We start from the raw sequence: 23,790 nt of genomic DNA, 5'->3' as shown, positions 1-23,790 counted from the left end.
GCTAAAGGAGAACTGTTCATGTCAGAGCGCGTCATCCTCGCGTACTCCGGCGGTCTGGACACCTCGGTGGCCATCAGCTGGATAGGCAAGGAGACCGGCCGTGAGGTCGTTGCGGTGGCGATCGACCTCGGGCAGGGCGGCGAGGACATGGAAGTGGTGCGTCAGCGTGCGCTGGACTGCGGCGCGGTGGAAGCCGTCGTGGTCGACGCCCGCGACGAGTTCGCCGAAGGCTACTGCCTGCCCACCATCCTCAACAACGCGCTCTACATGGACCGTTATCCGCTGGTGTCGGCCATCAGCCGGCCACTGATCGCCAAGCACCTGGTGGCCGCGGCGCGCGAGCACGGTGGCAGCATCGTCGCGCACGGCTGCACCGGCAAGGGCAACGACCAGGTGCGCTTCGAAGTCGGATTCGCTTCGCTGGCACCGGATCTCGAGGTGCTGGCCCCGGTTCGCGATTACGCGTGGACGCGGGAGAAGGCGATCGCGTTCGCCGAGGAGAACGCCATCCCGATCAATGTCACCAAGCGCTCGCCGTTCTCGATCGACCAGAACGTGTGGGGCCGCGCGGTGGAGACCGGGTTCCTCGAGCACCTGTGGAACGCGCCCACCAAGGACGTCTACTCCTACACCGAAGACCCCACCGTCAACTGGAACACCCCTGACGAGGTGATCATCGGCTTCGAGCAAGGGGTGCCGGTCACCATCGACGGCAGGCGGGTGAGCGTGCTGCAGGCCATCGAGGAGCTCAATCGCAGGGCCGGAGCGCAGGGCGTCGGACGTCTCGACGTCGTCGAGGACCGCCTGGTCGGCATCAAGAGCCGCGAGATCTACGAGGCGCCCGGCGCGATGGTGCTCATCACCGCGCACGCCGAACTTGAACACGTCACCCTGGAACGTGAACTGGGCCGGTTCAAGCGGCACACCGACCAACGCTGGGCCGAGTTGGTGTACGACGGGCTGTGGTACTCGCCGCTGAAGGTCGCGCTGGAAAGCTTCGTCGCCAAGACTCAGGAGCACGTCACCGGCGAGGTCCGTCTGGTGCTGCACGGCGGCCACATCGCGGTCAACGGCCGCCGCAGCGCCGAGTCGCTGTACGACTTCAACCTGGCCACCTACGACGAGGGCGACACCTTCGACCAGTCGATGGCCAAGGGCTTCGTCTATGTGCACGGCCTTTCGTCGAAGCTGTCGGCTCGCCGGGACATGCGGTGACCTTCCTACCGCGAGAAGACGCAAAAGCCCCCGACACGCAGGGCGAAAAGGTGCTTTTGCGTCTGCTCGGCCCGAGAAAATGAGCACCCATCAGGGGTCGCTGTGGGGCGGCCGGTTCACCGGTGGCCCGTCCGACGCTCTTGCCGCGCTGAGCAAGTCCACTCACTTCGACTGGGTGTTGGCGCCCTACGACATCACCGCATCCCGTGCGCACACGGTGGTCCTCTACCGGGCCGGGCTGCTCACCGAAGAGCAGCGCGACGGCCTGCTGACCGGGTTGGACAGCCTCGCGCAGGACGTGGCCGACGGCAGCTTCGGCCCGCTGGTCACCGACGAGGATGTGCATGCCGCCCTGGAACGTGGCCTGATCGACCGAGTAGGGCCCGATCTGGGCGGTCGGCTGCGAGCCGGTCGATCGCGCAATGACCAGATTGCGACGCTGTTCCGGATGTGGCTGCGCGACGCGGTACGCCGGGTCGCCGACGGGGTGCTCGAGGTGGTCGCGGCGCTGGCCGAGCAGGCCGCCACCCACCCGACGGCCATCATGCCGGGCAAAACCCACCTGCAGTCCGCCCAGCCGATCCTGCTGGCACACCACCTGCTGGCCCACGCCCACCCGTTGCTGCGCGATGTGCACCGCATCGTCGACTTCGACAAGCGCGCCGCCATATCGCCGTACGGCTCCGGCGCCCTGGCCGGCTCGTCGCTCGGCCTGGACCCCGATGCGATCGCCGCGGAACTCGGCTTCGCGGCCGCCGCGGACAATTCCGTCGACGCCACCGCGGCCCGCGATTTCGCCGCCGAGGCGGCCTTCGTGCTCGCCATGATCGGTGTGGACCTGTCGCGGCTCGCCGAGGACATCATCCTGTGGAGCTCGACGGAGTTCGGCTACGTGCGACTGCACGACGCGTGGTCGACCGGCAGCTCGATCATGCCGCAGAAGAAGAACCCCGACATCGCCGAGTTGGCCCGCGGCAAGTCCGGCAGGTTAATCGGCAACCTGGCCGGACTGCTGGCGACGCTCAAGGCCCAGCCCCTGGCTTACAACCGTGACCTGCAAGAAGACAAGGAGCCGGTGTTCGACTCGGTGGCTCAGCTCGAGCTGCTGCTGCCCGCGATGGCCGGCCTGGTGGGCAGCCTGGCGTTCGATGTCGACCGGATGGCCGCGCTGGCGCCGGCCGGCTACACCCTGGCCACCGATATCGCCGAGTGGCTGGTGCGCCAGGGCGTCGCGTTCCGCTCCGCGCACGAGGCCGCCGGTGCGGCGGTGCGTGCCGCCGAACAGCGCGGCGTCGGGCTGCAGGAACTCACCGATGACGAGCTGACCGCAATCAGCCCGGAGCTGACACCCGCCGTCCGTGACGTCCTGACCATCGAGGGATCCGTTTCGTCCCGCGACGCCCGGGGCGGTACCGCCCCCGAGCGGGTCGCCGAGCAACTGCTCGCGGTCACGGAGTTAGCGGGCCGGCTGCGACAGCAGCTGCGGCGCTGAGCGGCAAGCCGCAGCTTTTGCCGGGTTGGTTAGCCCCGACTAAACTTCGGGCTCTAAGCGGTTCGGGTGAACGTGACGGCCTCGACGTTCGTGTCAAAGGGGTGGGACCAATGAGTGTCATCGCAGGTGTCTTCGGTGCCCTGCCGCCCTACCGATATTCGCAGCACGAACTCACCGACATGTTCGTCAGCATTCCGGACTTCGCAGATTACGAAGACATCGTCCGGCAGCTGCACACCAGCGGCAAAGTCAACAGTCGCCACTTGGTCCTCCCGCTGGAGCAGTACCCGCGGCTGCACGATTTCGGCGAGGCGAACAACATCTTCATCGACAAGGCGGTGGATCTGGGCGTCGAGGCCCTGATGGGTGCACTCGACGAGGCCGGACTGCGCCCCGAAGACCTCGACATGCTCATCACCACCACGGTGACCGGCCTGGCGGTGCCGTCGCTGGACGCCCGGATCGCCGGTCGTGTCGGGCTGCGCGCCGACGTGCGACGGGTACCGCTGTTCGGGCTGGGGTGCGTAGCGGGGGCGGCCGGCGTGGCCCGATTGCACGACTACCTGCGGGGTGCCCCCGACGGCGTGGCGGCCCTGGTGTCGGTGGAGTTGTGTTCCCTGACCTTCCCCGGCTACAAGCCGTCGGTTGCCGGTTTGGTCGGCAGCGCCTTGTTTGCCGACGGCGCCGCCGCGGTGATTGCCGTGGGGGACCGTCGCGCCGAGCAGGTTGGCGCCAGCGGGCCCAGCGTCATTGATTCGCGGAGCCACTTATACCCGGATTCACTGCGGACCATGGGATTCGATGTCGGCTCGGCCGGTTTCGAGCTCGTACTCTCCAAAGACGTAGCAGCCGTTGTCGAACAGTATCTGCAGCCCGACGTCACCGCTTTCCTTGCCGAGCATGGCCTGACCACCACCGACATCGGCGCCTGGGTGACTCATCCCGGCGGACCCAAGATCATCAACGCGATCACCGAAACCCTCGACCTGCCACCGGAAGCTTTGGAGCTGACCTGGCGCTCTCTGGGCGAAATCGGCAATTTGTCGTCGGCGTCGGTGTTGCACGTGTTGCGCGACACCCTCGCCAAGCCACCGCCCAGTGGCAGTCCCGGACTGATGATCGCAATGGGTCCCGGCTTCTGTTCCGAACTGGTCCTGTTGCGCTGGCACTGAATGCCTGATCCCATGGTATGACCAGCAATCAAGACGAGCTTATTGCGGCCCTCCGCAGATCACTCAAGGAAAACGAGCGGCTCAAGCGCGAGAACCGCGACTTCCTCGCCCGGTCCACTGAGCCGATTGCCTTGGTGGGCATGGCCTGTCGCTATCCGGGCGGAGTGGACACCCCCGAGGGCCTGTGGGAGATGGTGGCTGCCGGCCAAGACGTGGTCACCGAGTTCCCGACGGACCGGGGCTGGGATCTAGCCGGACTCTTCGACCCCGATCCGGACGCGATCGGCAAGTCCTACACCCGATCCGGCGGCTTCCTGGCCGATGTCGCGGGGTTCGACGCCCAGTTCTTCGGCATCGCCCCCAGCGAGGTGCTGGCCATGGATCCCCAGCAGCGGCTGCTGCTCGAGGTCTCGTGGGAAGCGTTGGAGCGCACCGGAATTGACCCGCTGACGCTGCGCGGCTCCTTGACCGGCGTATTCGCCGGAATCTTTCACGGCTCGTACGGCGGTCAGGGTCAGGTTCCTGGTGAGCTGGAGCGCTACGGGTTGCGTGGTTCGACGCTCAGTGTGGCGTCCGGTCGGGTCGCATACGTGCTGGGCCTGGAAGGTCCGGCGGTGTCGGTGGATACGGCATGTTCGTCGTCGCTGGTAGCCCTGCATCTGGCGGTGCAGTCGTTGCGATCGGGGGAGTGCGATCTGGCCCTGGTCGGCGGCGTGACGGTGATGGCCACCCCGGCGATGTTCATCGAATTCAGCAGGCAGCGGGCACTGTCGGCCGACGGTCGGTGCAAGGCTTACGCCGGTGCGGCCGACGGGACCGCGTTCTCCGAGGGCGCCGGTGCGCTCGTGGTGGAGCGGTTGGCCGATGCCCGCCGGTTGGGGCATCCGGTGCTGGCCGTGGTGCGCGGCTCGGCGGTGAATCAGGACGGCGCCTCCAACGGCCTGGCTACGCCGAACGGGCCCTCCCAGCAGCGGGTCATTCGCGCCGCCCTGGCCAATGCCCGTCTCGCCGCGGCGGACGTCGACGTCGTCGAAGGCCACGGCACCGGCACCACGCTCGGGGATCCGATTGAGGCGCAGGCAATTCTGGCGACCTACGGCCAGGATCGCCAGGAGCCGCTGTGGCTGGGATCCATCAAGTCGAACATGGGTCACACGTCGGCGGCGGCGGGCGTCGCCGGCGTCATGAAGATGACGTTGGCGATGCAGCATGCGCTGCTGCCCCAGACTCTGCACGTCGATGTGCCTACCCCGCATGTGGATTGGTCGGCGGGTGCGGTGTCGCTGTTGACCGAATCGCGGGCCTGGCCGGAGCGCGGGCGGCCGCGTCGGGCCGCGGTCTCGTCGTTCGGAATCAGCGGGACCAACGCGCACGTCATCCTGGAACACGCCCCGTTCGTCGACGTCGACGTCGCGGAGCCGCACAACCGCGTGGTGCCATGGCTATTGTCGGCGCGTTCCGCGGCGGCTCTGGTCAATCAAGCCCGGCGTCTGCTGGCGCACGTCACCGACGATGCGCGTCCGCTGGACGTGGGCTGGTCGCTGCTCAGCACCCGGTCACTGTTCGACCACCGCGCGGTGGTGGTGGGCACAAGGACCGCCGACTTCGTCGACGGGCTAACCCGCCTGGCGGCCGGCGAAGCGGCCCCCGGCGTGGTGGTCGGCCGAGCCGGACAGGTGGGCAAGACAGTGTTCGTGTTTCCCGGCCAGGGTTCGCAGTGGCCCGGTATGGGACTTGAGTTGCTGGACAGTTCAACGGTATTCGCCGATCAGATGCAGCGCTGCGACAAGGCGTTGCGCGAATACGTGGACTGGTCGTTGATCGACGTCGTCCGTTCGGCGCCCGGCGCACCCGGCCTGGACCGGGTAGATGTGGTGCAACCGGCGCTGTGGGCGATCATGGTGTCGCTGGCCGAATTGTGGCGGTCCCTCGGTGTCACCCCGGATGCGGTGATCGGACACTCGCAGGGCGAGATTGCCGCCGCCTACGTGGCCGGCGCGCTGTCGCTGGAGGATGCCGCCAAAGTGGTGGCACTGCGTAGCCGGCTGCTGGTGCAACTGTCCGGAGCCGGCGGGATGGCTTCGCTGGCCCTCACGCTGCCCCAAGCCGAGGAGATGCTGGCATCCTGGGCCGGTCGGCTGAATATCGCTGCGATCAACGGGGTTTCAGCCATCGTCGTTTCCGGTGAAGCGGACGCCGTCACCGAACTGATGAAACGGTGCGACGCGGAGAACATCCGGGCACGCCGGATCGTTGTGGACTACGCTTCACACTCCTGCCACGTCGATGTCCTCCGCGCCGGCCTCACCGCAGCCCTCGAGCACATCGCACCGCGCTCGTCGCGTGTGGCGTTCTACTCGACGGTGACCGGCGCCATGCTGGACACCGCGACGCTGAACGCCGACTACTGGTACCAAAGCATCAGAGAGACAGTGCAATTCGAACGCGCCGTGCGCGCTGCCCGCGACGCCGGCTACCAGGTCTTCATCGAATCGAGTCCGCACCCGGTACTGATTGCCGGCATCGAGGAGACGCTGGCTGCGGAGCCGTCGGTGGTCATCCCGTCGCTGGGACGCAACGACGGAGGGCTGCAACGCTTCTGGCTGTCGGCGGCTCAGGCGCAGGTGGCGGGTGTGGTGGTGGACTGGTCGCCGGTATTCGCGGGTGGGCGCCGAATCCCGTTGCCCACCTACGGCTTCGCGCGGCGCCGATTCTGGCTGACCGAGTCCGGTGACCGCGACGTACGCCGCGCCGGGTTGGTCGGCGCCGCGCACGAACTGCTGGGTGCGGTCGTCGAACGGCCCGATTCCGGTGGGGTGGTGTTGACTGGCCGGCTGTCGCTCTCGGCCCAGCCGTGGTTGGCCGACCACGCCGTGTCGGGCACCGTGCTGTTTCCCGGAGCCGGGTTTGTGGAGTTGGCCCTGCGTGCTGGTGACGAGGTCGATTGCCCGGTGGTGCAGGAGTTGACCCTCTCAACTCCGTTGCCGCTGCCCGGAGAGGGTGCGGTGCGCGTGCAGGTGGTGGTGGGGGCCGTCGATGACGCGGGCCGTCGGGACATCTCGGTGTACTCCTGTGGAACGGATTCGGAGTGGACGCTGCACGCCGTGGGTGCCCTGGGCACCGACGCACCCGCCCCGCAGGCGGATCTGTCGGTGTGGCCACCCGCCGGTGCGACGCCGGTCGATATCACCGACGCCTACCGACGACTGGCCGACCGCGGCTACCAGTACGGCCCCGCTTTCCATGGCCTGCGGGCGATGTGGCGGTCGGGCGTTGACACCTTCGCCGAGATCGCGCTGCCCGACGAACTGACTACCGGCGGATTCGGCATGCACCCGGTGTTGCTCGACACCGCGCTGCATGCGTTGGGAGTGAACGATCGGCAGGACGAAACGGTCCTGCCCTTCGCGTGGCAGGGCGTGACCTTGCACGCCGCCGGCGCCGCCCGACTGCGCGTCCGAATGTCGCGTTTGAGCAACGATTCGGTGGCGCTGCAGTTGGCCGATCCATGGGGACTGCCCGTAATGACGGTGCGTGACCTGGCATTTCGCCCGGTCTCCACCCAGGTGCTGCCGGTGGCCGGGCGTGGTAATGCGGGCCTGTTCGAGATCGAGTGGACACCCACCACGCCGCAGCCCGCCGACCGCTCGCCAATCACGTTGTGGCAGTTGGATTCCACTGAGGAACCGCCGGCATCGGTATATGCCGCCACGCATGCCGCACTGAGTCGGCTGCAATCCTGGTTGGTGGGTGACGACGTGGGGTTACTGGTCGTGCAGACGCGTGGCGCGGTCGGGTTGGCCGGCGAGGACGTGCCGGACTTGGCGGCCGGGGCGGTGTGGGGTCTGGTGCGTTCGGCTCAGGCCGAGCATCCCGGTCGGGTAATCCTGCTCGATTCCGACGGATCGCTGGACGTCAACGACTTGATTGGTGCCGGTGAGGCGCAATTGCTGGTGCGCCAGGGCGTGGCGTACAAAGCGCGGCTGAAGCCGGCGCACTCGTCGGCGCTTCAGTTGCCCGCCGAGAAAACGGGGTGGCGGCTGGTCACCGGCGGCGGCGGCACTCTGGACGACGTACGGGTGGGTCCCTGCGACCGGGCCGAGTTGGCGCCCGGGCAGGTGCGAGTAGCGGTCGCCGCGGTGGGGGTGAACTTCCGGGATGTGCTGGTGGCGTTGGGTATGTATCCCGGCGGCGGCGAGTTGGGCGTCGAAGGCGCGGGTGTCGTGGTCGAGGTGGGCCCTGGAATATCCGACGTCGCCGTGGGCGATCGAGTGCTGGGTTTGCTTGGTGTGGTAGGTCCCGAGGCGGTGGTCGATCGGCGGTTGGTGACCGCGGTACCGGCGGGCTGGTCGCTGACGCAGGCGGCGGGCGTTCCGGTGGTGTTTCTGACTGCGCTCTACGGTCTGTCGGTGCTGGGCGCAGCCACGGCCGGCGAGCGGGTGCTGGTGCACGCGGCCACCGGCGGGGTGGGTATGGCGGCGGTGCAGTTGGCCAGGCACTGGGGTTTGGAGGTTTTCGCCACCGCAAGTCGCGGCAAGTGGGACACGCTGCGGGGCATGGGTTTTGATGACGAGCACATCGGCGACTCGCGGACACTGGACTTCGAGGAGAAGTTCCTGGCGGCCACCGGCGGCGCCGGAGTCGACCTGGTGCTCAACTCGCTGGCCGGCGAGTTCATCGACGCTTCACTGCGCCTGTTGAGCCGGGGCGGACGTTTCATCGAGATGGGCAAAACGGATCTTCGCGATCCCCGGGAGCTGGCCGCACGCGGAATCCGTTATCGGGCATTCGATCTGATCGAGGCGGGACCGGACCTCACTGCGCAGCTGCTGGGCGACCTGATGACGCTGTTCGAGTCGGGCGAGCTGGCGCCGTTGCCCTATGCGACGTTTGACCTTCCACGGGTTCGTCATGCGTATCGGTTCATCAGCCAGGCTCGGCACACCGGCAAGGTGGTGCTGACCGTCGATTCGCTTGCTACCGGCACCGCGTTGATCACCGGCGGCACCGGAATGGCCGGTGCGGCGCTGGCCCGCCACCTCGTTTCTCGATATCGGGTGCCCAGCATCATGCTGGTCAGTCGCTCCGGAGCTCAGGCACCGGACGTCGCGGAGTTGGTGGAGGAGTTGCGTGCGGCCGGCACCCAGGTGTCGGTGGCGTCCGCCGATGTGGCCGATCGGGACGCCGTCGCGGGATTGCTGACGCAACTGCCGCGGCAATTCCCGCTGCGGGCAGTGATCCACGCCGCCGGCGTCCTCGACGACGGGTTGATCGCGACGCTGACTGCAGAGCGGTTGGACACGGTCTTGCGGGCCAAAGTCGACGGTGCGTGGAATCTGCACGAACTGACCCGGGATCTCGACCTGTCCGTCTTTGTGATGTTCTCGTCGATGGCCGGCATTCTGGGTACCGCCGGCCAGGGCAACTACGCGGCGGCCAACAGCTTCCTGGACGCGCTGGCTGCCCACCGTCGAGCGCAGGGACTGCCGGCTATCTCGGTGGCGTGGGGCCTGTGGGAGCAGGCCAGTGCGATGACGCGACATCTCGGTGACCGCGACAAGGCCCGGATGAGCCGGGTCGGTCTGGCAACGCTGTCGACCGGCCAGGCATTGGCGTTGTTCGACGACGCCCTGTGCGCCGATCCCGCCGTCGTGGTAGCCACCAGCCTGGACGCCGCCGCGCTGAACGAAGAGGCGCCCGTTCTGCTCAGTGATCTGGTTCGCCGCCCCGTGCGACGGACCGTCGAAGCGGCCGACGTCTCGACAACGGGCCTGGCCGCCCGTCTGTCCGGCCTCACTGCCGAACAGCGCCACCGCGAACTCGTCGATGTGGTGTGCAGCAACGCCGCCACCGTGCTGGGGCGCTCCGGCACCGGCGACATCAGCCCCCAGCTTGCCTTTCAAGAACTGGGTTTCGATTCGCTCACGGCCGTGGAACTGCGCAACCGCCTCAAGACCGCCACCGGCCTCACACTTTCGCCCACGCTGATCTTCGATTACCCCAGCCCCAGCGCGCTGGCCGAACACCTCGACATCCGGCTGTCCACCCCGGCTGACCGGGCCGACCCGATGGCGCGTTTCGACCACATCGCCCGTGAGCTCAATGACCTTGTTCGACAGTGTGATTGGAAGACCGAAGACAGAGCGGAACTATCGCACCGTCTGCACGACATCCTGGCAGACCTGACCCTCGATGACGACCTCGCCAACGCCAGTGAGAGCGAACTCTTCGCAATTCTCGACGAAGAACTCGAATCCTGAGGAGCCAAGGAACATCAGTGGACGCCACCAAACAGGTTGACTACCTGAAGCGCCTCACCGCGGATCTGCGCCGCACCCGGCGGCGCCTGTCCGAGCTGGAGGACAAGCTGTCCGAGCCGGTGGCGGTGGTGGGCATGAGCTGCCGTTACCCCGGTGGTGCGGATACGCCGGAGGCGTTGTGGCAGTTGCTGATCGAGGGCCGGGACGGCGTGTCGGACTTTCCGGCCGACCGCGGCTGGGATGTCGACGGGATGTATGACCCCGACCCGGACGCGCTCGGCAAGACCTACACGCGGCGGGGCAGTTTCCTCACAGATGCCGGCGATTTCGACGCCGGGTTCTTCGGTATCGGGCCCAACGAGGCGCTGGCGATGGACCCGCAGCAGCGGGTGCTGCTCGAGGTGTCGTGGGAAGCCCTGGAACGCGCCGGTATCGATCCGGCCACGTTGCGGGGCAGCGCAACCGGGGTGTTCGCCGGGGTGATCCATGCCGGCTACGGCGGCGAAGTCAAGGGGGAGCTGGAGGGTTACGGCCTGACCGGTTCCACGTTGAGCGTGGCCTCTGGCCGGGTGGCCTACGTGCTGGGTCTGGAGGGCCCGGCGGTGTCGGTCGACACGGCGTGCTCGTCGTCGCTGGTGGCCTTGCATCTGGCCGCGCAGTCGCTGCGGTCCGGCGAGTGCAGTCTGGCGCTGGTGGGCGGGGTGACGGTGATGGCCACCCCCGGCGGGTTCGTGGAATTCAGCCGGCAGCGGGCGCTGGCCGCCGACGGTCGCTGCAAGGCTTACGCGGCCGCGGCGGACGGCACATCCTGGGCCGAAGGCGCGGGCGTCCTGGTGGTCGAGCGGCTTGCCGATGCGCAGCGGCTGGGGCATTCGGTGCTGGCGGTGGTGCGGGGGTCAGCGGTCAACCAGGACGGCGCGTCCAACGGGCTCACCGCGCCCAACGGCCCGTCACAGCAGCGGGTGATCCGGGCGGCGTTGGCCAACGCACGGCTGGGGGTGGCCGACGTGGATGTCGTCGAAGGCCACGGGACCGGCACCACACTCGGCGATCCGATCGAGGCGCAGGCCATCCTGGCCACCTACGGCCAGGACCGCCAGGAGCCGCTGTGGCTGGGGTCGATCAAGTCAAACCTCGGTCATTCGTCCGCAGCGGCAGGGGTGGCCGGGGTGATCAAGATGGTGCTGGCCATGCAGCACGGGGTGATGCCCAAGACGCTGCACGTGGATGCGCCCACCCCGCATGTGGATTGGTCGGCGGGAGCGGTGTCGTTGCTGGCCGAATCGCGGCCCTGGCCGGCACCCGGGCGGCCGCGCCGGGCCGGCGTGTCGTCGTTCGGGATCAGCGGCACCAACGCGCACGTCATCCTGGAACAGGCGCCGGTACCGGAAGTTGTTGAGCCAGAACCTTTCACCGGCCCGGTTCCGTGGGTGCTGTCGGCGCGTTCGCCGGCCGCCCTGGCCAATCAGGCTCAGCGGTTGTTGGCGCGGCTGGGTTCCGATGCCAATGTGCGCCCACTGGATGTGGGCTGGTCACTGGTGAGCACCCGGTCGTTGTTCGAGCATCGCGCCGTGGTGGTGGGAACCGACCGTGCGCAATTCCTGGAGGCTCTCGCCGGCCTGGGTGCCGGCCGGCCGGCCGGGGATGTCGCGGTGGCCCGCACCCGGCCGGTGGGCCAGACCGTATTCGTGTTTCCAGGGCAGGGCGCGCAATACCTGGACATGGGACGTGGTCTCTATGACCGTTTCCCGGTTTTCGCCAAGGCCTTCGACGCCGCCGCCGATGCGTTGCACGCTCACCTCAGAGTGCCACTGCCGCAGGTGCTCTGGGGATCCGACCCGGCTCAGCTGGAGAGCACGGAGTTCGCCCAGCCGGCGTTGTTCGCCGTGGAGGTGGCGCTGGCGGCGTTGCTGCAGTCCTGGGGGGTGATGCCGGACCTGGTGCTCGGTCACTCGGTCGGCGAGATCGCGGCCGCACACGTGGCAGGGGTGTTGTCACTCGAGGATGCGGCGCGGCTGGTCGCGGCCCGCGGCCGCTTGATGGCGGGGCTGCCGCCCGGCGGGGTGATGGTGGCGGTGGCAGCCGGCGAGGGTGAGGCAGTCGCCGAGCTGGGCCCCGGCGCCGGCATCGCCGCCGTGAATGCGCCCGATTCCGTGGTGATCTCGGGCGAGCGAGCCGCAGTGGACGCAGCCGCGCAGGCGCTCGCTGCCCGCGGTCGGCGGGTGCACCGGTTGGCTGTCTCACACGCCTTCCATTCGGCGTTGATGGAGCCGATGCTCGCCGAGTTCGCGGCGGTCCTCGGCGACGTGACCGGGTCGGAGCCGCGGATCAGGCTGGTGTCCAACGTCACCGGTGAACTGGCCGGCCCCGGATACGGGTCAGCCGACTACTGGCTCGAGCACGTGCGTAAGCCGGTGCGATTCGCCGACAGCGTCCGGCTGGCGGAGTCGTTGGGGGCCAAGATTTTTGTCGAGGTCGGTCCCAGTGGCGGACTGATGGCGCTGGCCGAACAATCCCTTGCGGGCGAACCCGTATCGGCCACCCTGATAGCCAGGGACCGTCCCGAAGTGGAAACGCTGTTGACCGCACTCGGCCGGCTGTTCACCGCCGGTGTCGGCGTGCAATGGCGCGAGGCGTTCGCCGAACTCGGCGCTCGGCGGGTTGCGTTGCCGACCTATGGGTTCGCCCGGCAGCACTTCTGGCTGGCAGAGCCGGGGGTCGGGCCCGCCCAGTTGGCCACCGTCGGCCTGGCCGGCAGTGGCCACCCGCTGCTGGCTGTGGTGGTTGAGCGGCCCGACGTCGGCGGTGTGGTGTTGAGCGGCTCGCTGTCACCCGCGGTGCAAGGGTGGTTGGCCGATCACGTGGTCGGCGGGGTGGTGCTGTTTCCGGGCGCCGGTTTCGTGGAGCTGGTGTTGCGGGCCGGCGACGAGGCCGGCGCCCCCGTTATCGAGGAGCTGACCCTGCTGGCGCCGTTGGTTTTACCGGCCGGCGGCGGGGTGCCGGTGCAGGTTGTCGTTGCTGCCGCTGATGACTCCGGACGCCATGGTGTCTGGGTGTATTCGGCTGCCGCCGGCCGTGAATCGTGGGTGTTGCACGCCGAAGGTGTCCTGGGTCCCGGTGGGATCCGCAGCGGGGCGGATCTGTCGGCGTGGCCGCCGGTCGGTGCTGTGTCGGTCGACGTTTCGGGTGTGTACGAGCAGTTGGCCGGGCGGGGCTACGGCTATGGGCGGGCATTTCGGGGGGTGCGTGCGGTGTGGCGACGCGGACGCGAGGTCTTCGCCGAGGTGGTGGCGCCCGAGGGAGTCAACGTGCGACGCTTCGGCATTCATCCCGCCGTGCTGGACGCGGCGCTGCACGCCTGGGGATTCGTCGAGGGTGGCGAGCAGTTGGCGTTGCCGTTCTCGTGGCAGGGGGTGACGCTGCACGCTGCCGGCTCATCCCGGCTGCGGGTCCGGCTGGCGCCGACCGGCGCCGGTTCAGTGTCGGTGGAGCTGGCCGATTCCGCGGGGTTGCCGGTGCTTTCCGCGCGGGAGTTGGTGGTACGCGCGGTTTCGCAGCAGGCCCTGGCGGCGGCTGCCCCGGCGGCGGCGACGGGTGGCGGCTTACTGGAAGTGGTGTGGACGCCGTTACCGCACAACGGCGCTGGCGTCGTTGGCGCAGAGTCAGTCTGGGAACTGCCTTCGGGTGCCCATCTCCCCGACGCAGTGTCTGGCGCAGCACACCAGGCATTGCGGGTGCTGCAGGATCACCTGGCCGCCGAGGGGGTGCTGGCCGTCGTGACGCGCGGTGCCGTGGCGCTGCCCAATGGAACCGCGTCGGACTTGGCAGGCGCCGCGGTGTGGGGCCTGGTGCGCTCCGCGCAGGCCGAGCATCCTGGCCGGATCGTGTTGATCGATACCGATGATTCGGCGTCTGTCGAGGAGGCGCTGCGATACGGGGAGCCCCAACTGCTGGTGCGTTCGGGCACGGTGTACGGCGCCCGGCTGGTGCGTGCCTCGTCGTCGGTGCTGGAGCTGCCGGATGGCATGTGGCGATTGGGTGCCGGCAGCGGGGGGACGCTCGAGGAGCTTACCGCCCGGCGTTGTGAACGGGTTGAATTGGGCCCCGGGCAGGTTCGGGTTGCCGTCGGCGCGGTGGGTGTCAATTTCCGCGACGTGATGCTGGCTCTGGGCATGTATCCCGGCGCGGGGGAGCTGGGTGTCGAAGGCGCGGGGGTGATCGTGGAGGTCGGCACCGGCGTGACCGAGTTGTCGGTCGGCGACGCGGTGATGGGCCAGTTGGGTGCGGCCGCCGCCGAAGCGGTCGTGGATCAGCGGATCGTGACCCGGGTACCCGGGGCCTGGTCGTTGGCCACCGCCGCCAGTGTTCCGGTGGTGTTCTTGACGGCGCTGTACGGCATGTCGGTGTTGGGGGGACTCAAGGCCGGTGAGCGGGTGCTGGTTCATGCCGCGGCCGGTGGCGTGGGCATGGCCGCCGTGCAGTTGGCCCGCCACTGGGGTTGTGAAGTGTTCGCCACGGCCAGCCGGGGAAAGTGGGACACGTTGCGGGCCATGGGTTTCGACGACGATCACATCGGCGATTCCCGGACGCTGGAGTTCGAGGATAAATTCCGGGTGGTCACCCATGGCGCCGGTATGGATGTCGTCCTCAACTCGCTGGCCGGTGAGTTCCTGGATGCGTCGTTGCGGCTGACGGCCGCGGGCGGGCGTTTCCTCGAGATGGGCAAGACAGATCTCCGCGACGCGCAGGTCGTCGCCGAACAGCACCGCGGGGTCCGCTACCAGGCGTTCGACCTGTTCGAGGCGGGGCCCGACCTGATCGGGCAGATGTACGCGGAGATACTCGGGCTGCTGTCCGACGGAGCGGTGAAACCGTTGCCGATCAAGGTTTTCGATGTGCGCTGCGTACGACAGGCGTATCGGTTCGTCAGCCAGGCCCGCCACATCGGCAAGGTGGTGCTGACCGTGCCGAACGGGCCTGCCGGCGCGCAGTCGCCGTTGACCGGCGCCTCCGTGGTGATCACCGGCGGCACCGGAATGGCGGGTGCGGCGGTGGCCCGGCATCTGGTGGAGCGCTACGGCGTCGCGCATGTGGTGCTGGTCAGCCGATCCGGCGTGCGGGCCGAGGGCGCGGACGATCTGGTGGCCGGGCTCAGACAGGCCGGCGCACAGGTGACGGTCGCAGACTGCGACATCAGCGACCGCGCCGCCGTCGCCGAGCTGCTCGGTCAGATACCCGAGAAGTTCCCGTTGAAGGGCGTGTTCCACGCTGCCGGGGTAACCGATGACGCGGTGATCACGTCGCTGACACGCGAGCGGCTCGACTCGGTGCTGCGGGTCAAGGTGCACGGGGCGTGGAATCTGCATGAGCTCACGCGCGACGCGAATCTGGCCGCCTTCGTGACGTTCTCGTCGCTCGCCGGCATCGTCGGAAGTCCGGGACAGGGAAACTACGCCGCGGCCAACGCCTTCCTGGACGGACTGGCGAGCCATCGCCGCGAGCAGGGCCTGCCCGGGAACTCGATCGCCTGGGGACTGTGGGAGGAGGTCAGCGCGCTGACCCGCCACCTCGGTGACCGGGACCTGGCCCGGATGAGACAGGTCGGGTTGTCGCCACTGCCGACCGCACAGGCACTTGCGCTGCTCGATGCCGCACTGCTCGCAGATCATGCGGTCGCGGTAGCCGCCCGGCTGGACACGACGGCGTTGACCAGCGAGGCCGACCTGCCGCCGCTCTGGCGTGACCTGGTAACCCGCCCGACCCGGCGCGTGATCGATGCCGCCGACACCTTCGCGGTGGCCGGCGGCATGGTGGAGCGGCTGCACACCCTACCGCCCGAACAGCGTCAGCGGGCCCTGACCGAGTTGATATCGAGCAATGCCGCAACGGTTTTGGGCCACAGCAGCGCCATCGATATCGACGGCCACAAGGCCTTCCAGGAACTGGGGTTCGACTCGCTGACCGCGGTGGAGTTGCGTAACCGCCTCAAATCCGCTACGGGGCTTACGCTTTCGCCCACGCTGATCTTCGACTACCCGACCCCGGCAGCGCTTGCCGAACACCTGGCGGACCAGTTGGCCGCCGGTGCGGCTCCTGCCGGCGAATTACTGAACCGGTTGGGCCGCTTCAATGACCTGAGCAGCGAACTCGACACCTTGGTCCACCAGCCCGACTTGACACCCGAGGAAAAGGCCCAAGTCGCCGCCCGGCTACAGGAAATCATTGCCGACCTGAGCGCCGCGCCCGTCCAGGCGGACGAACCCACCACCGGCAAGAGTGAACTGTTGGCACTCCTCGGCGACGATTTCACACCCTGAGAGGTTGGCGTGCACGGGAAGGACATCGCCATCATCGGGCTTGCATGCCGCTTTCCGGGCGCCGCCACCCCGCGTGAGTTCTGGGAGCTGCTGCGACACGGGCGCGAGGTCACCGAAGCCCTTGCCGACGCGGCGTTGTTCGACGCCGAGTTCTTCAACGTGTCCCCGCGTGAGGCGTGCGCGATGGACCCTCGGCAACGGCTGGCCCTGGAACTGACCTGGGAGCTCTTCGAGGACGCGTTTGTGGTGCCGGAGACGCAGCGCGGTCTGGAGATCGCCGTCTTCCTCGGCGCGATGAGCGACGACTACCTGTTGCTGGCGTTGCGGGGCAACGACCTGGGTCACCATGCTTTTGCGGGCCTGAGTCGCGCGATGATCGCGAACCGGGTGTCACATTTTTTCGGGTTGCGCGGCCCGAGCATGACCGTCGACTCCGGTCAGTCCTCTTCCCTGGTGGCGGTGCACGAAGCGTGCGCCGCCATCCGAACGGGCGCTTCGCCGATGGCGATCGCCGGCGGTATCCATCTGAACTTCGCACCCGAAATGGCAATGCTGGAAAGGGAGTTCGGCGCCGTCTCACCGTCCGGGCACACCTACGCATTCGACCGGCGTGCCGACGGGTACGTGCGTGGCGACGGTGGCGGGCTGGTGTTGCTGAAGTCGCTACCGGCTGCCTTGCGAGACGGAAACCGAATCCGTGCCGTCATCTCCGGCAGCGCGGTGGGCAATGCGGGCAGTGAGGGCGCGGGCCTGGTGGTGCCCTCGGTTGCCGCGCAGGCAGATGTCATTCAGCGCGCTCTGTCCAGCGCCGGACTCGACGTCGACCAGGTCGACTATGTCGAAGCGCACGGAACCGGAACCGAAGTGGGCGACCCGGTGGAAGCCCGGGCCCTCGGCGCCGTGTTCGGTGGGCGGCGGCAACCGGTGGCCATCGGCTCGGTCAAGACCAACATCGGCCACACCGGGGCGGCCGCCGGCGTCGCCGGCCTGATCAAGACGGTGCTGTCCCTCGAAAACGGCGCAGTACCGGCAAGTCTCAACTTCGAGAGCCAGGGCATCGATCTGTCGGCGCTGGGATTGCGGGTCAACACCACCCTGACGCGCTGGGAGGCGGCGCCGCGCCGGGCCGGGGTCTCCTCGTTCGGCATGGGCGGCACCAACGCCCACGTGATCGTCGAACAGGCTCCCGATCAGGAACGGGCCAGTACAGCGCCGATCGGCGATGCGGTCGTTGCGTGGGTGCTCAGCGCGCGGTCGGCCGAAGCGCTGGCCAACCAAGCGGAACGCTTGGCCGGCCCGGTCACCGAGTGTGAGATCGCGGATGTGGGTTGGACTTTGGCGACCGCGCGGTCGACGTTCGAGCATCGCGCCGTCGTGGTCGGTTCCAGCACTGATCAATTGAGCGCGGGCCTGCGCAGCTTGGCGGCGGGCGCGCCAGGCTCGGGCGTGACGGCCGGGCGGTCCGGGCCGCCGCCGAGAACGGTTTTCGTGTTCCCCGGGCAGGGCTCGCAGTACCTCGGCATGGGCCGGCAGCTCTACGGCCGGTTTTCGTCGTTCGCGACGGCCTTCGACGAGGTTGCCGACGCGTTGGATACATGCCTGAAAAAGCCGCTGCGACAAGTGATGTGGGGTGGCGATCCGGCGCTGCTGCGCAGTACGGAATTCGCCCAGCCCAGCCTGTTCGCCGTGCAGCTGGCGACGGCCGCGCTGCTGCGGTCCTGGGGCCTGACACCCGATTTGCTGCTGGGCCACTCGGTAGGCGAGGTCGCCGCCGCTCATCTGGCCGGGGTGCTGTCACTGCCGGACGCGGCCAAGTTGGTGGCGCTTCGCGGCCGGCTGATGGCCGGGTTGCCGGCGGGCGGAGCGATGGTGGCGGCGGCCGTCGGTGCAGCGCAAGTGGCGCCGTTGCTGGGAGAGCAGGTCAGTGTGGCGGCCGTGAACGCGCCGGATTCGGTGGTGTTGTCCGGACCGGAGGCCGCGGTGGGTGCGGTGGCGGACCGGTTGACGGCGCAGGGCATCCGAGTGCACCGGCTCGCGGTGTCGCATGCCTTTCACTCGGCGCTGATGGAGCCCATGCTCGACGAGTTCTCGACCGCGCTCGTCGATCTGCCGGCGGCATCGCCACGCACCGGGCTCATCTCCAACGTGACCGGCGACCTGGCCGGCCCGGGATACGGGTCGGCTCGGTACTGGGCCGACCATGTCCGCAATCCGGTGCGATTCGCCGATGGCGTGCAGACAGCCGGACGACTGGGCGGCGAGGTGTTCATCGAAGTGGGGCCCGGCGCCGGTTTGACCGCCGACCAAGACATGTCGGTTGTGACGATGGCGGAAGGTCTTGCGGAGGCCGAGACGGCGCTCACCGCGGTAGGAAAGCTGTTCGCCCACGGCGCGGAGGTGAACTGGGCCGCCACATTCGACGGCCTGGGAGCACGGCGGGTAGACCTGCCGGCCTATGGATTCGTGCGGCGACGGTTCTGGGTGGGCGCCGGTGACGATACCCCGGTCACTGTCCCCGACGGTGCGCGGTTGCAGGAGCTGGATCCCGGGGATAGGCATCGCCGACTGGTCGAATTGGTGTGTTTACACGCCGCGGTGGTGCTGGGGCATGCCGGGGCAGGTGACGTCGATGCCGAGCGGGCCTTCCAGGACCAGGGCTTCAGCTCTATGGCCGGCGTCGAACTCCGTAACCGTCTGAAAACCGAGCGCGAGTTGGCGGGATTGTCTCTCTCGCGCACGCTGATTTTCGACTATCCCACTCCGAACGCCCTGGCCGGCCATCTCGCCCAGCAAATTTCCGGTCGCTCCGAAAACGAATCGGACGACGACCGGTTTTGGTCGTTACTGCACACGATTCCAATCAGCGAGCTACGGCGAACCGGATTACTCGACAAACTCCTGCTGTTGGCTGGTGATCCGCAAAGAGCCATGTCAGAAGCCCAAATGGGTGACGATGTAATCGACTCGTTGAGCCCTGACGCGTTAATCGCGATGACGCTGGACGGCGACGATGATAAAGCCTGACAAAGGGTGCCGCCGACAAATAATTGTCAGAGCTGCACGACAAGTGTTGAATATCACCGTCTTTTGCGTGCCTTCGGAAAGTCCACTAAGCTAAGGAATTTGGGGAGTCTTGCGGGCGGGCTATCTGACGAGCAGCTGAATGAGGCAGGGTGAATGAGCGTCATCGCAGGGGTCTTCGGTGCATTGCCACCGCACCGATACAGCCAGACGGAGATCACCGATCTGTTCGTCGAATTCCCCGGGTTGAAGGAGCACGAGGAGATCGTTCGGCGCCTGCACAGGTCCGCCAAAGTGAACAATCGGCACTTCGCCCTGCCGCTGGATCGCTATCCGGCCCTCAACGACTTCGGCGACGCCAACGAGATCTTCCTCGATAAGGCGGTCGACCTCGGCATCGAGGCGCTGATGGGCGCGTTGGACGAAGCGGGCCTGCAGCCGCAGGACATCGACATGATCGCCACCACCACGGTCACCGGCGTCGCGGTCCCGTCGTTGGACGCCAGGATCGCCGGGCGGCTCGGATTGCGTCCCGATATCCGCCGGATGCCGCTGTTCGGCCTCGGTTGTGTGGCCGGTGCCGCCGGAGTGGCCCGTCTGCACGACTACCTCCGGGGCGCACCCGACGACGTCGCGGTGCTGATCTCCGTCGAGCTCTGCTCCCTCACCTACCCGGCGGTCAAGCCGACCGTGTCGGGCTTGATCGGCACGGCCCTGTTCGGCGACGGTGCGGCTGCCGTCGTCGCCGTAGGCGACCGCCGCGCCGAGCGGGTGCGGGCCACCGGCCCCACGATCGTCGACTCGCGCAGCCGCCTGTACCCCGAATCGCTGGGCATCATGGGCTGGGACGTGGGCTCGCACGGCCTGCAGCTGCGGCTTGCCCCAGAGTTGACCGACCTGATCGAAGCGCACCTGCCGGCCGATGTCGACGGATTCCTGGCCGGTCACGATTTGACCAGGGAAGACATCGGCACCTGGGTGAGTCACCCCGGGGGACCGAAGGTGATCAATGCGATCACCAACTGCCTGGATCTGCCGCCGGAGGCGCTCGAGCTGACCTGGCGGTCGCTCGGCGAGATCGGCAACCTGTCCTCGGCGTCGGTGCTGCACATCCTGCGCGACACCATCGAGAAGCGGCCGCCCAGTGGCAGTCCCGGTTTGATGCTGGCGATGGGGCCCGGATTCTGCGCTGAACTCGTGTTGCTGCGCTGGCACTAGCGCTCGGTAGCCGCCCGATCGAGAACTTCCACCGTCAGGCCCGGCCGGGGACTGAGCGCGGCGAAGTTCGCGGCTCGGATCCGCTGCGCCGGCAGCCGTAGCCTGGTCTTGGCGACCAGCCGTGCCAGCATCACCGTCATCTCGGTGATGGCCATCGCCGAACCGATGCACCGGTGCAAGCCGCCGCTGAACGGAATGAACTCGTGCGGCGCGGGTTTACGGTAGCCCGGGTCCGCCGGATCCCACCGCTGCGGACGGAATTGCGTTGGGTCGGGCCATGACTCGGGATCCCGGTGGGTGACGTAAGCGCTGAAGACGATGAGTCGTCCCGCCGGGATCCGGTGCCCGTCGAAGCGCAGGTCGCGCAGCACTCGGCGGGCCGAGATGACGCCGGGCGGATACAGCCGAAGTGTTTCGTGCACAACGCCGTTGAGATACGTCAGGGCCGGCAGGTCGGCGGCCGTCGGCGTCTTGCCACCCAGCACCCGGTCCACCTCGGCGGCGGCGGCGTCCCAGACCCCCGGCCAGGTCAGCAGCGTGTAGGCGGCCCAAGCCAGCGCACCGCTGGTCGTCTCGTAGCCGGCCGTGATCAGCGATACGATTTGATCACGAATCTCGTTGTCCCGCAGTACCTGTCCTTCGTCCGATCGACCGTTGATCAGGGTCGCCAACATGTGGTCGTCCGGGCGGGGCCGGCGGCGTGCGTCGGCGATCTGGGCATCGATGAGCTCGTCGATGCGTTTGCGTGCGGCCATTGCCCGCCGCCAGCGGGGTGAATTGACGCGCTGCTGAAGCTTCATGACCCCCGGTGGCAGGTGCGTCAGGTCCAGCAACGGCTCCAGTTGCTCGCCGAGGAAATCCGAGTGAGCGGCCAGGCGTGACCCAAACAGGCTTTCGGCCGTGCTACGTCGTACCGTCGAGCGGAATTCCTGATAGATGTCCACCCGCCGGCCGGGTCGCCAGCCGTCGATGGTGGTGTCGATGTGGGTCACCATGGTCTGCACGTAGTCCTGGATCTGCCGGTGCCGCAGCCCCGGCGCCACCACGCTGCGACGACGGCGGTGGTCCTCACCATCGCTGACGATCAGCGCGGTTGGACCGTCCACCGGCACGAGACTCTCGAACGTCTGGCGCCAACTGAAAGCGTCGGCATTGGCGAATACGAATCGGTTCGCCTCGGCGCCCAGCAGATAGGTGTAGCCGTGCCGGCCGATGCCCGAGTCGATCACCGCGCCACGGCGGTTGTACCCGGCGCGTAGCGCCTCGCCGGGCCAATACCGGACCGGTCTCATTCCAGCACGTCCGACAACTCCAGCCATTGCCCCTCCAGCGTGGTGACCTCTTCCTCGAGTTCGCGCAGTTGCTGCGTCAAGCGCGTGACACCGACGTGGTCGGACTGGTCATGCTCGGCAAGCTCGACGTGCATGGCCTCGATCCGGTCGGCGAGGCGAGCCAGCTGGCGGTCGATGGCAGCCAGCTCCTTCTCGGCGGTCCGGCGCTGAGCACCCGACATGGTCTGCGGCGGTTGCGCTTTCGGCGCCGTCGGCTTGTCCGTCGGTCGCGCGGCCAACCGCAGGTATTCGTCGATACCTCCGGGCAGGTGCCGCAACCGGCCGTCCAGGATCGCGTACTGCTGATCGGTGACGCGTTCCAGCAGGTAACGGTCGTGCGAGACGACGATCAAGGTGCCCGCCCACGAGTCGAGCAGGTCTTCGGTGGCGGTCAGCATGTCGGTGTCGACATCGTTGGTGGGCTCGTCGAGCAACAGCACATTCGGCTCCGACAGCAGCGTGAGCATCAGTTGCAGGCGCCGACGCTGGCCGCCGGACAGTTCGCCGACGCGCGCCGAGAGCTGCCCGCGGGCGAAGCCCAACCGCTCCAGCAGCTGGCCCGGGGTCATCTCCCGGCCCTCGACCTCGTAACCACGCTGCAGCCGGCCGAGCACGTCGGCGATCCGCTCTCCGGCAACCGCAGTGAGCTCATCGCCCTGCTGATCGAGCACGGCCAGCCGGACGGTCTTGCCACGCTTGACGCGTCCGGTGTCGGGCTGAACGGTTCCGGCAAGCAAACCCAGCAGCGTGGATTTGCCGGCCCCGTTGGCCCCCACGATTCCGGTGCGCTCGCCAGGCGCGATTCGCCACTCGACCTCGCGAAGTACCGCGCGCCCGCCATAGGAGACCGAGACGTCGAGCAGGTCGATGACGTCCTTGCCCAGCCGAGCGGTGGCAAGCTTGGCCAGCTCCACCGTATTGCGCAGCGGCGGCACGTCGGCAATCAACTGGTTGGCGGCCTCGATGCGGAACTTGGGCTTCGACGTGCGGGCAGGGGCGCCGCGACGCAACCACGCCAGTTCCTTCCGCATCAGGTTCTGTCGCTTGGCCTCCGAGGCGGCGGCCTGCCGATCCCGCTCCACCCGTTGCAGCACGTACGCGGCGTAACCACCCTCGAACGGTTCGACGATGCCGTCGTGCACCTCCCACGTCGCGGTGGCGACCTCGTCCAGGAACCAGCGGTCGTGGGTCACCACCAGCAACCCGCCGCTGTTGCGCGCCCAGCGTTGTTTGAAGTGGCCGGCCAGCCAGGTGATGCCCTCGATGTCGAGGTGGTTGGTGGGTTCGTCGAGGGCGATCACGTCCCACTCGCCGATGAGCAGTTGGGCCAGCTGCACCCGACGGCGCTGACCGCCGCTAAGCGTGGAAACCGTTGCATCCCAGTCGATATCGGATACCAAACCGGCGACGACGTCGCGCACCCGGCCGCTGCCGGCCCACTGGTGATCCGCCTGGTCACCGACCAGCACCCGGCCGACGGTGTGCTCGGGATCCAGGGTGTCCGCTTGAGCCAGCGCGCTGACCCGTAAGCCGCTGCGCTGGGTGACTCGTCCGGAGTCCGGCCGGAGCTGGCCGGTGAGCAGGCCCAGCAGGCTGGATTTGCCGTCCCCGTTGCGGCCGACGATTCCGATGCGGGCACCGTCGTTGACGCCGAGGGTGACCGATTCGAAGACAACCTGGGTCGGATATGCCAGGTGGACGGCCTCGGCTCCGAGCAGGTGTGCCACTGGACTGAGGGTACCGGCTGCACTGCCGGCTACCACC

Annotated in this window: 9 protein-coding genes; 7 read left to right on the top strand and 2 right to left on the bottom strand. The window is 68.0% G+C overall.

The genetic code is table 11. From position 1 onward, the window contains the following. The first annotated feature begins 18 nt into the window (after window positions 1-18). From AC5Y7D_RS04795 to AC5Y7D_RS04765, 7 genes are all read left to right on the top strand, one after another. On the top strand, window positions 19-1,215 hold the full coding sequence (locus AC5Y7D_RS04795; protein ID WP_499922156.1) for an argininosuccinate synthase: 1,197 nt from the start codon (window positions 19-21) through the stop codon (window positions 1,213-1,215). 79 nt (window positions 1,216-1,294) lie between these two features. After that, the gene (gene argH / locus AC5Y7D_RS04790; RefSeq protein WP_499922155.1) at window positions 1,295-2,707 is read left to right on the top strand and encodes an argininosuccinate lyase; all 1,413 of its coding nucleotides are present in this window, start codon (window positions 1,295-1,297) and stop codon (window positions 2,705-2,707) included. 110 nt (window positions 2,708-2,817) lie between these two features. After that, window positions 2,818-3,879: a type III polyketide synthase gene (locus AC5Y7D_RS04785; protein ID WP_499922154.1), complete on the top strand. Its 1,062-nt coding sequence runs from the start codon at window positions 2,818-2,820 to the stop codon at window positions 3,877-3,879. 17 nt (window positions 3,880-3,896) lie between these two features. Then, window positions 3,897-10,139, top strand: a complete 6,243-nt coding sequence (locus AC5Y7D_RS04780) for an SDR family NAD(P)-dependent oxidoreductase (RefSeq protein ID WP_499922153.1) — start codon at window positions 3,897-3,899, stop codon at window positions 10,137-10,139. Window positions 10,140-10,156: 17 nt separating this feature from the next. Continuing rightward, window positions 10,157-16,456: an SDR family NAD(P)-dependent oxidoreductase gene (locus AC5Y7D_RS04775; protein ID WP_499922152.1), complete on the top strand. Its 6,300-nt coding sequence runs from the start codon at window positions 10,157-10,159 to the stop codon at window positions 16,454-16,456. Window positions 16,457-16,465: 9 nt separating this feature from the next. Next, window positions 16,466-19,480: a type I polyketide synthase gene (locus AC5Y7D_RS04770; RefSeq protein ID WP_499922151.1), complete on the top strand. Its 3,015-nt coding sequence runs from the start codon at window positions 16,466-16,468 to the stop codon at window positions 19,478-19,480. Between the two features lie 153 nt (window positions 19,481-19,633). Further along, a complete protein-coding gene (locus tag AC5Y7D_RS04765) occupies window positions 19,634-20,695 on the top strand; it encodes a type III polyketide synthase (RefSeq protein WP_499922150.1) in 1,062 nt (353 codons plus the stop codon). Here AC5Y7D_RS04765 and AC5Y7D_RS04760 read toward each other — a convergent pair. Both AC5Y7D_RS04760 and AC5Y7D_RS04755 read right to left on the bottom strand, forming a co-directional pair. Continuing rightward, entirely contained in the window at window positions 20,692-21,987 is a 1,296-nt protein-coding gene (locus tag AC5Y7D_RS04760; RefSeq protein ID WP_499922149.1) for a cytochrome P450, read from the bottom strand. The genes AC5Y7D_RS04765 and AC5Y7D_RS04760 overlap by 4 nt on opposite strands. Further along, window positions 21,984-23,753, bottom strand: a complete 1,770-nt coding sequence (locus tag AC5Y7D_RS04755) for an ABC-F family ATP-binding cassette domain-containing protein (protein ID WP_499922148.1) — start codon at window positions 23,751-23,753, stop codon at window positions 21,984-21,986. Before AC5Y7D_RS04755 ends, AC5Y7D_RS04760 begins: the two co-directional genes overlap by 4 nt. Between the last annotated feature and the right edge of the window lie 37 nt (window positions 23,754-23,790).

The organism is Mycobacterium sp. NGS49, from assembly GCF_059812565.1.
The sequence above is the reverse complement of the archived record's forward strand: the minus strand, read 5'-3'. Positions and strand labels throughout refer to the sequence as shown.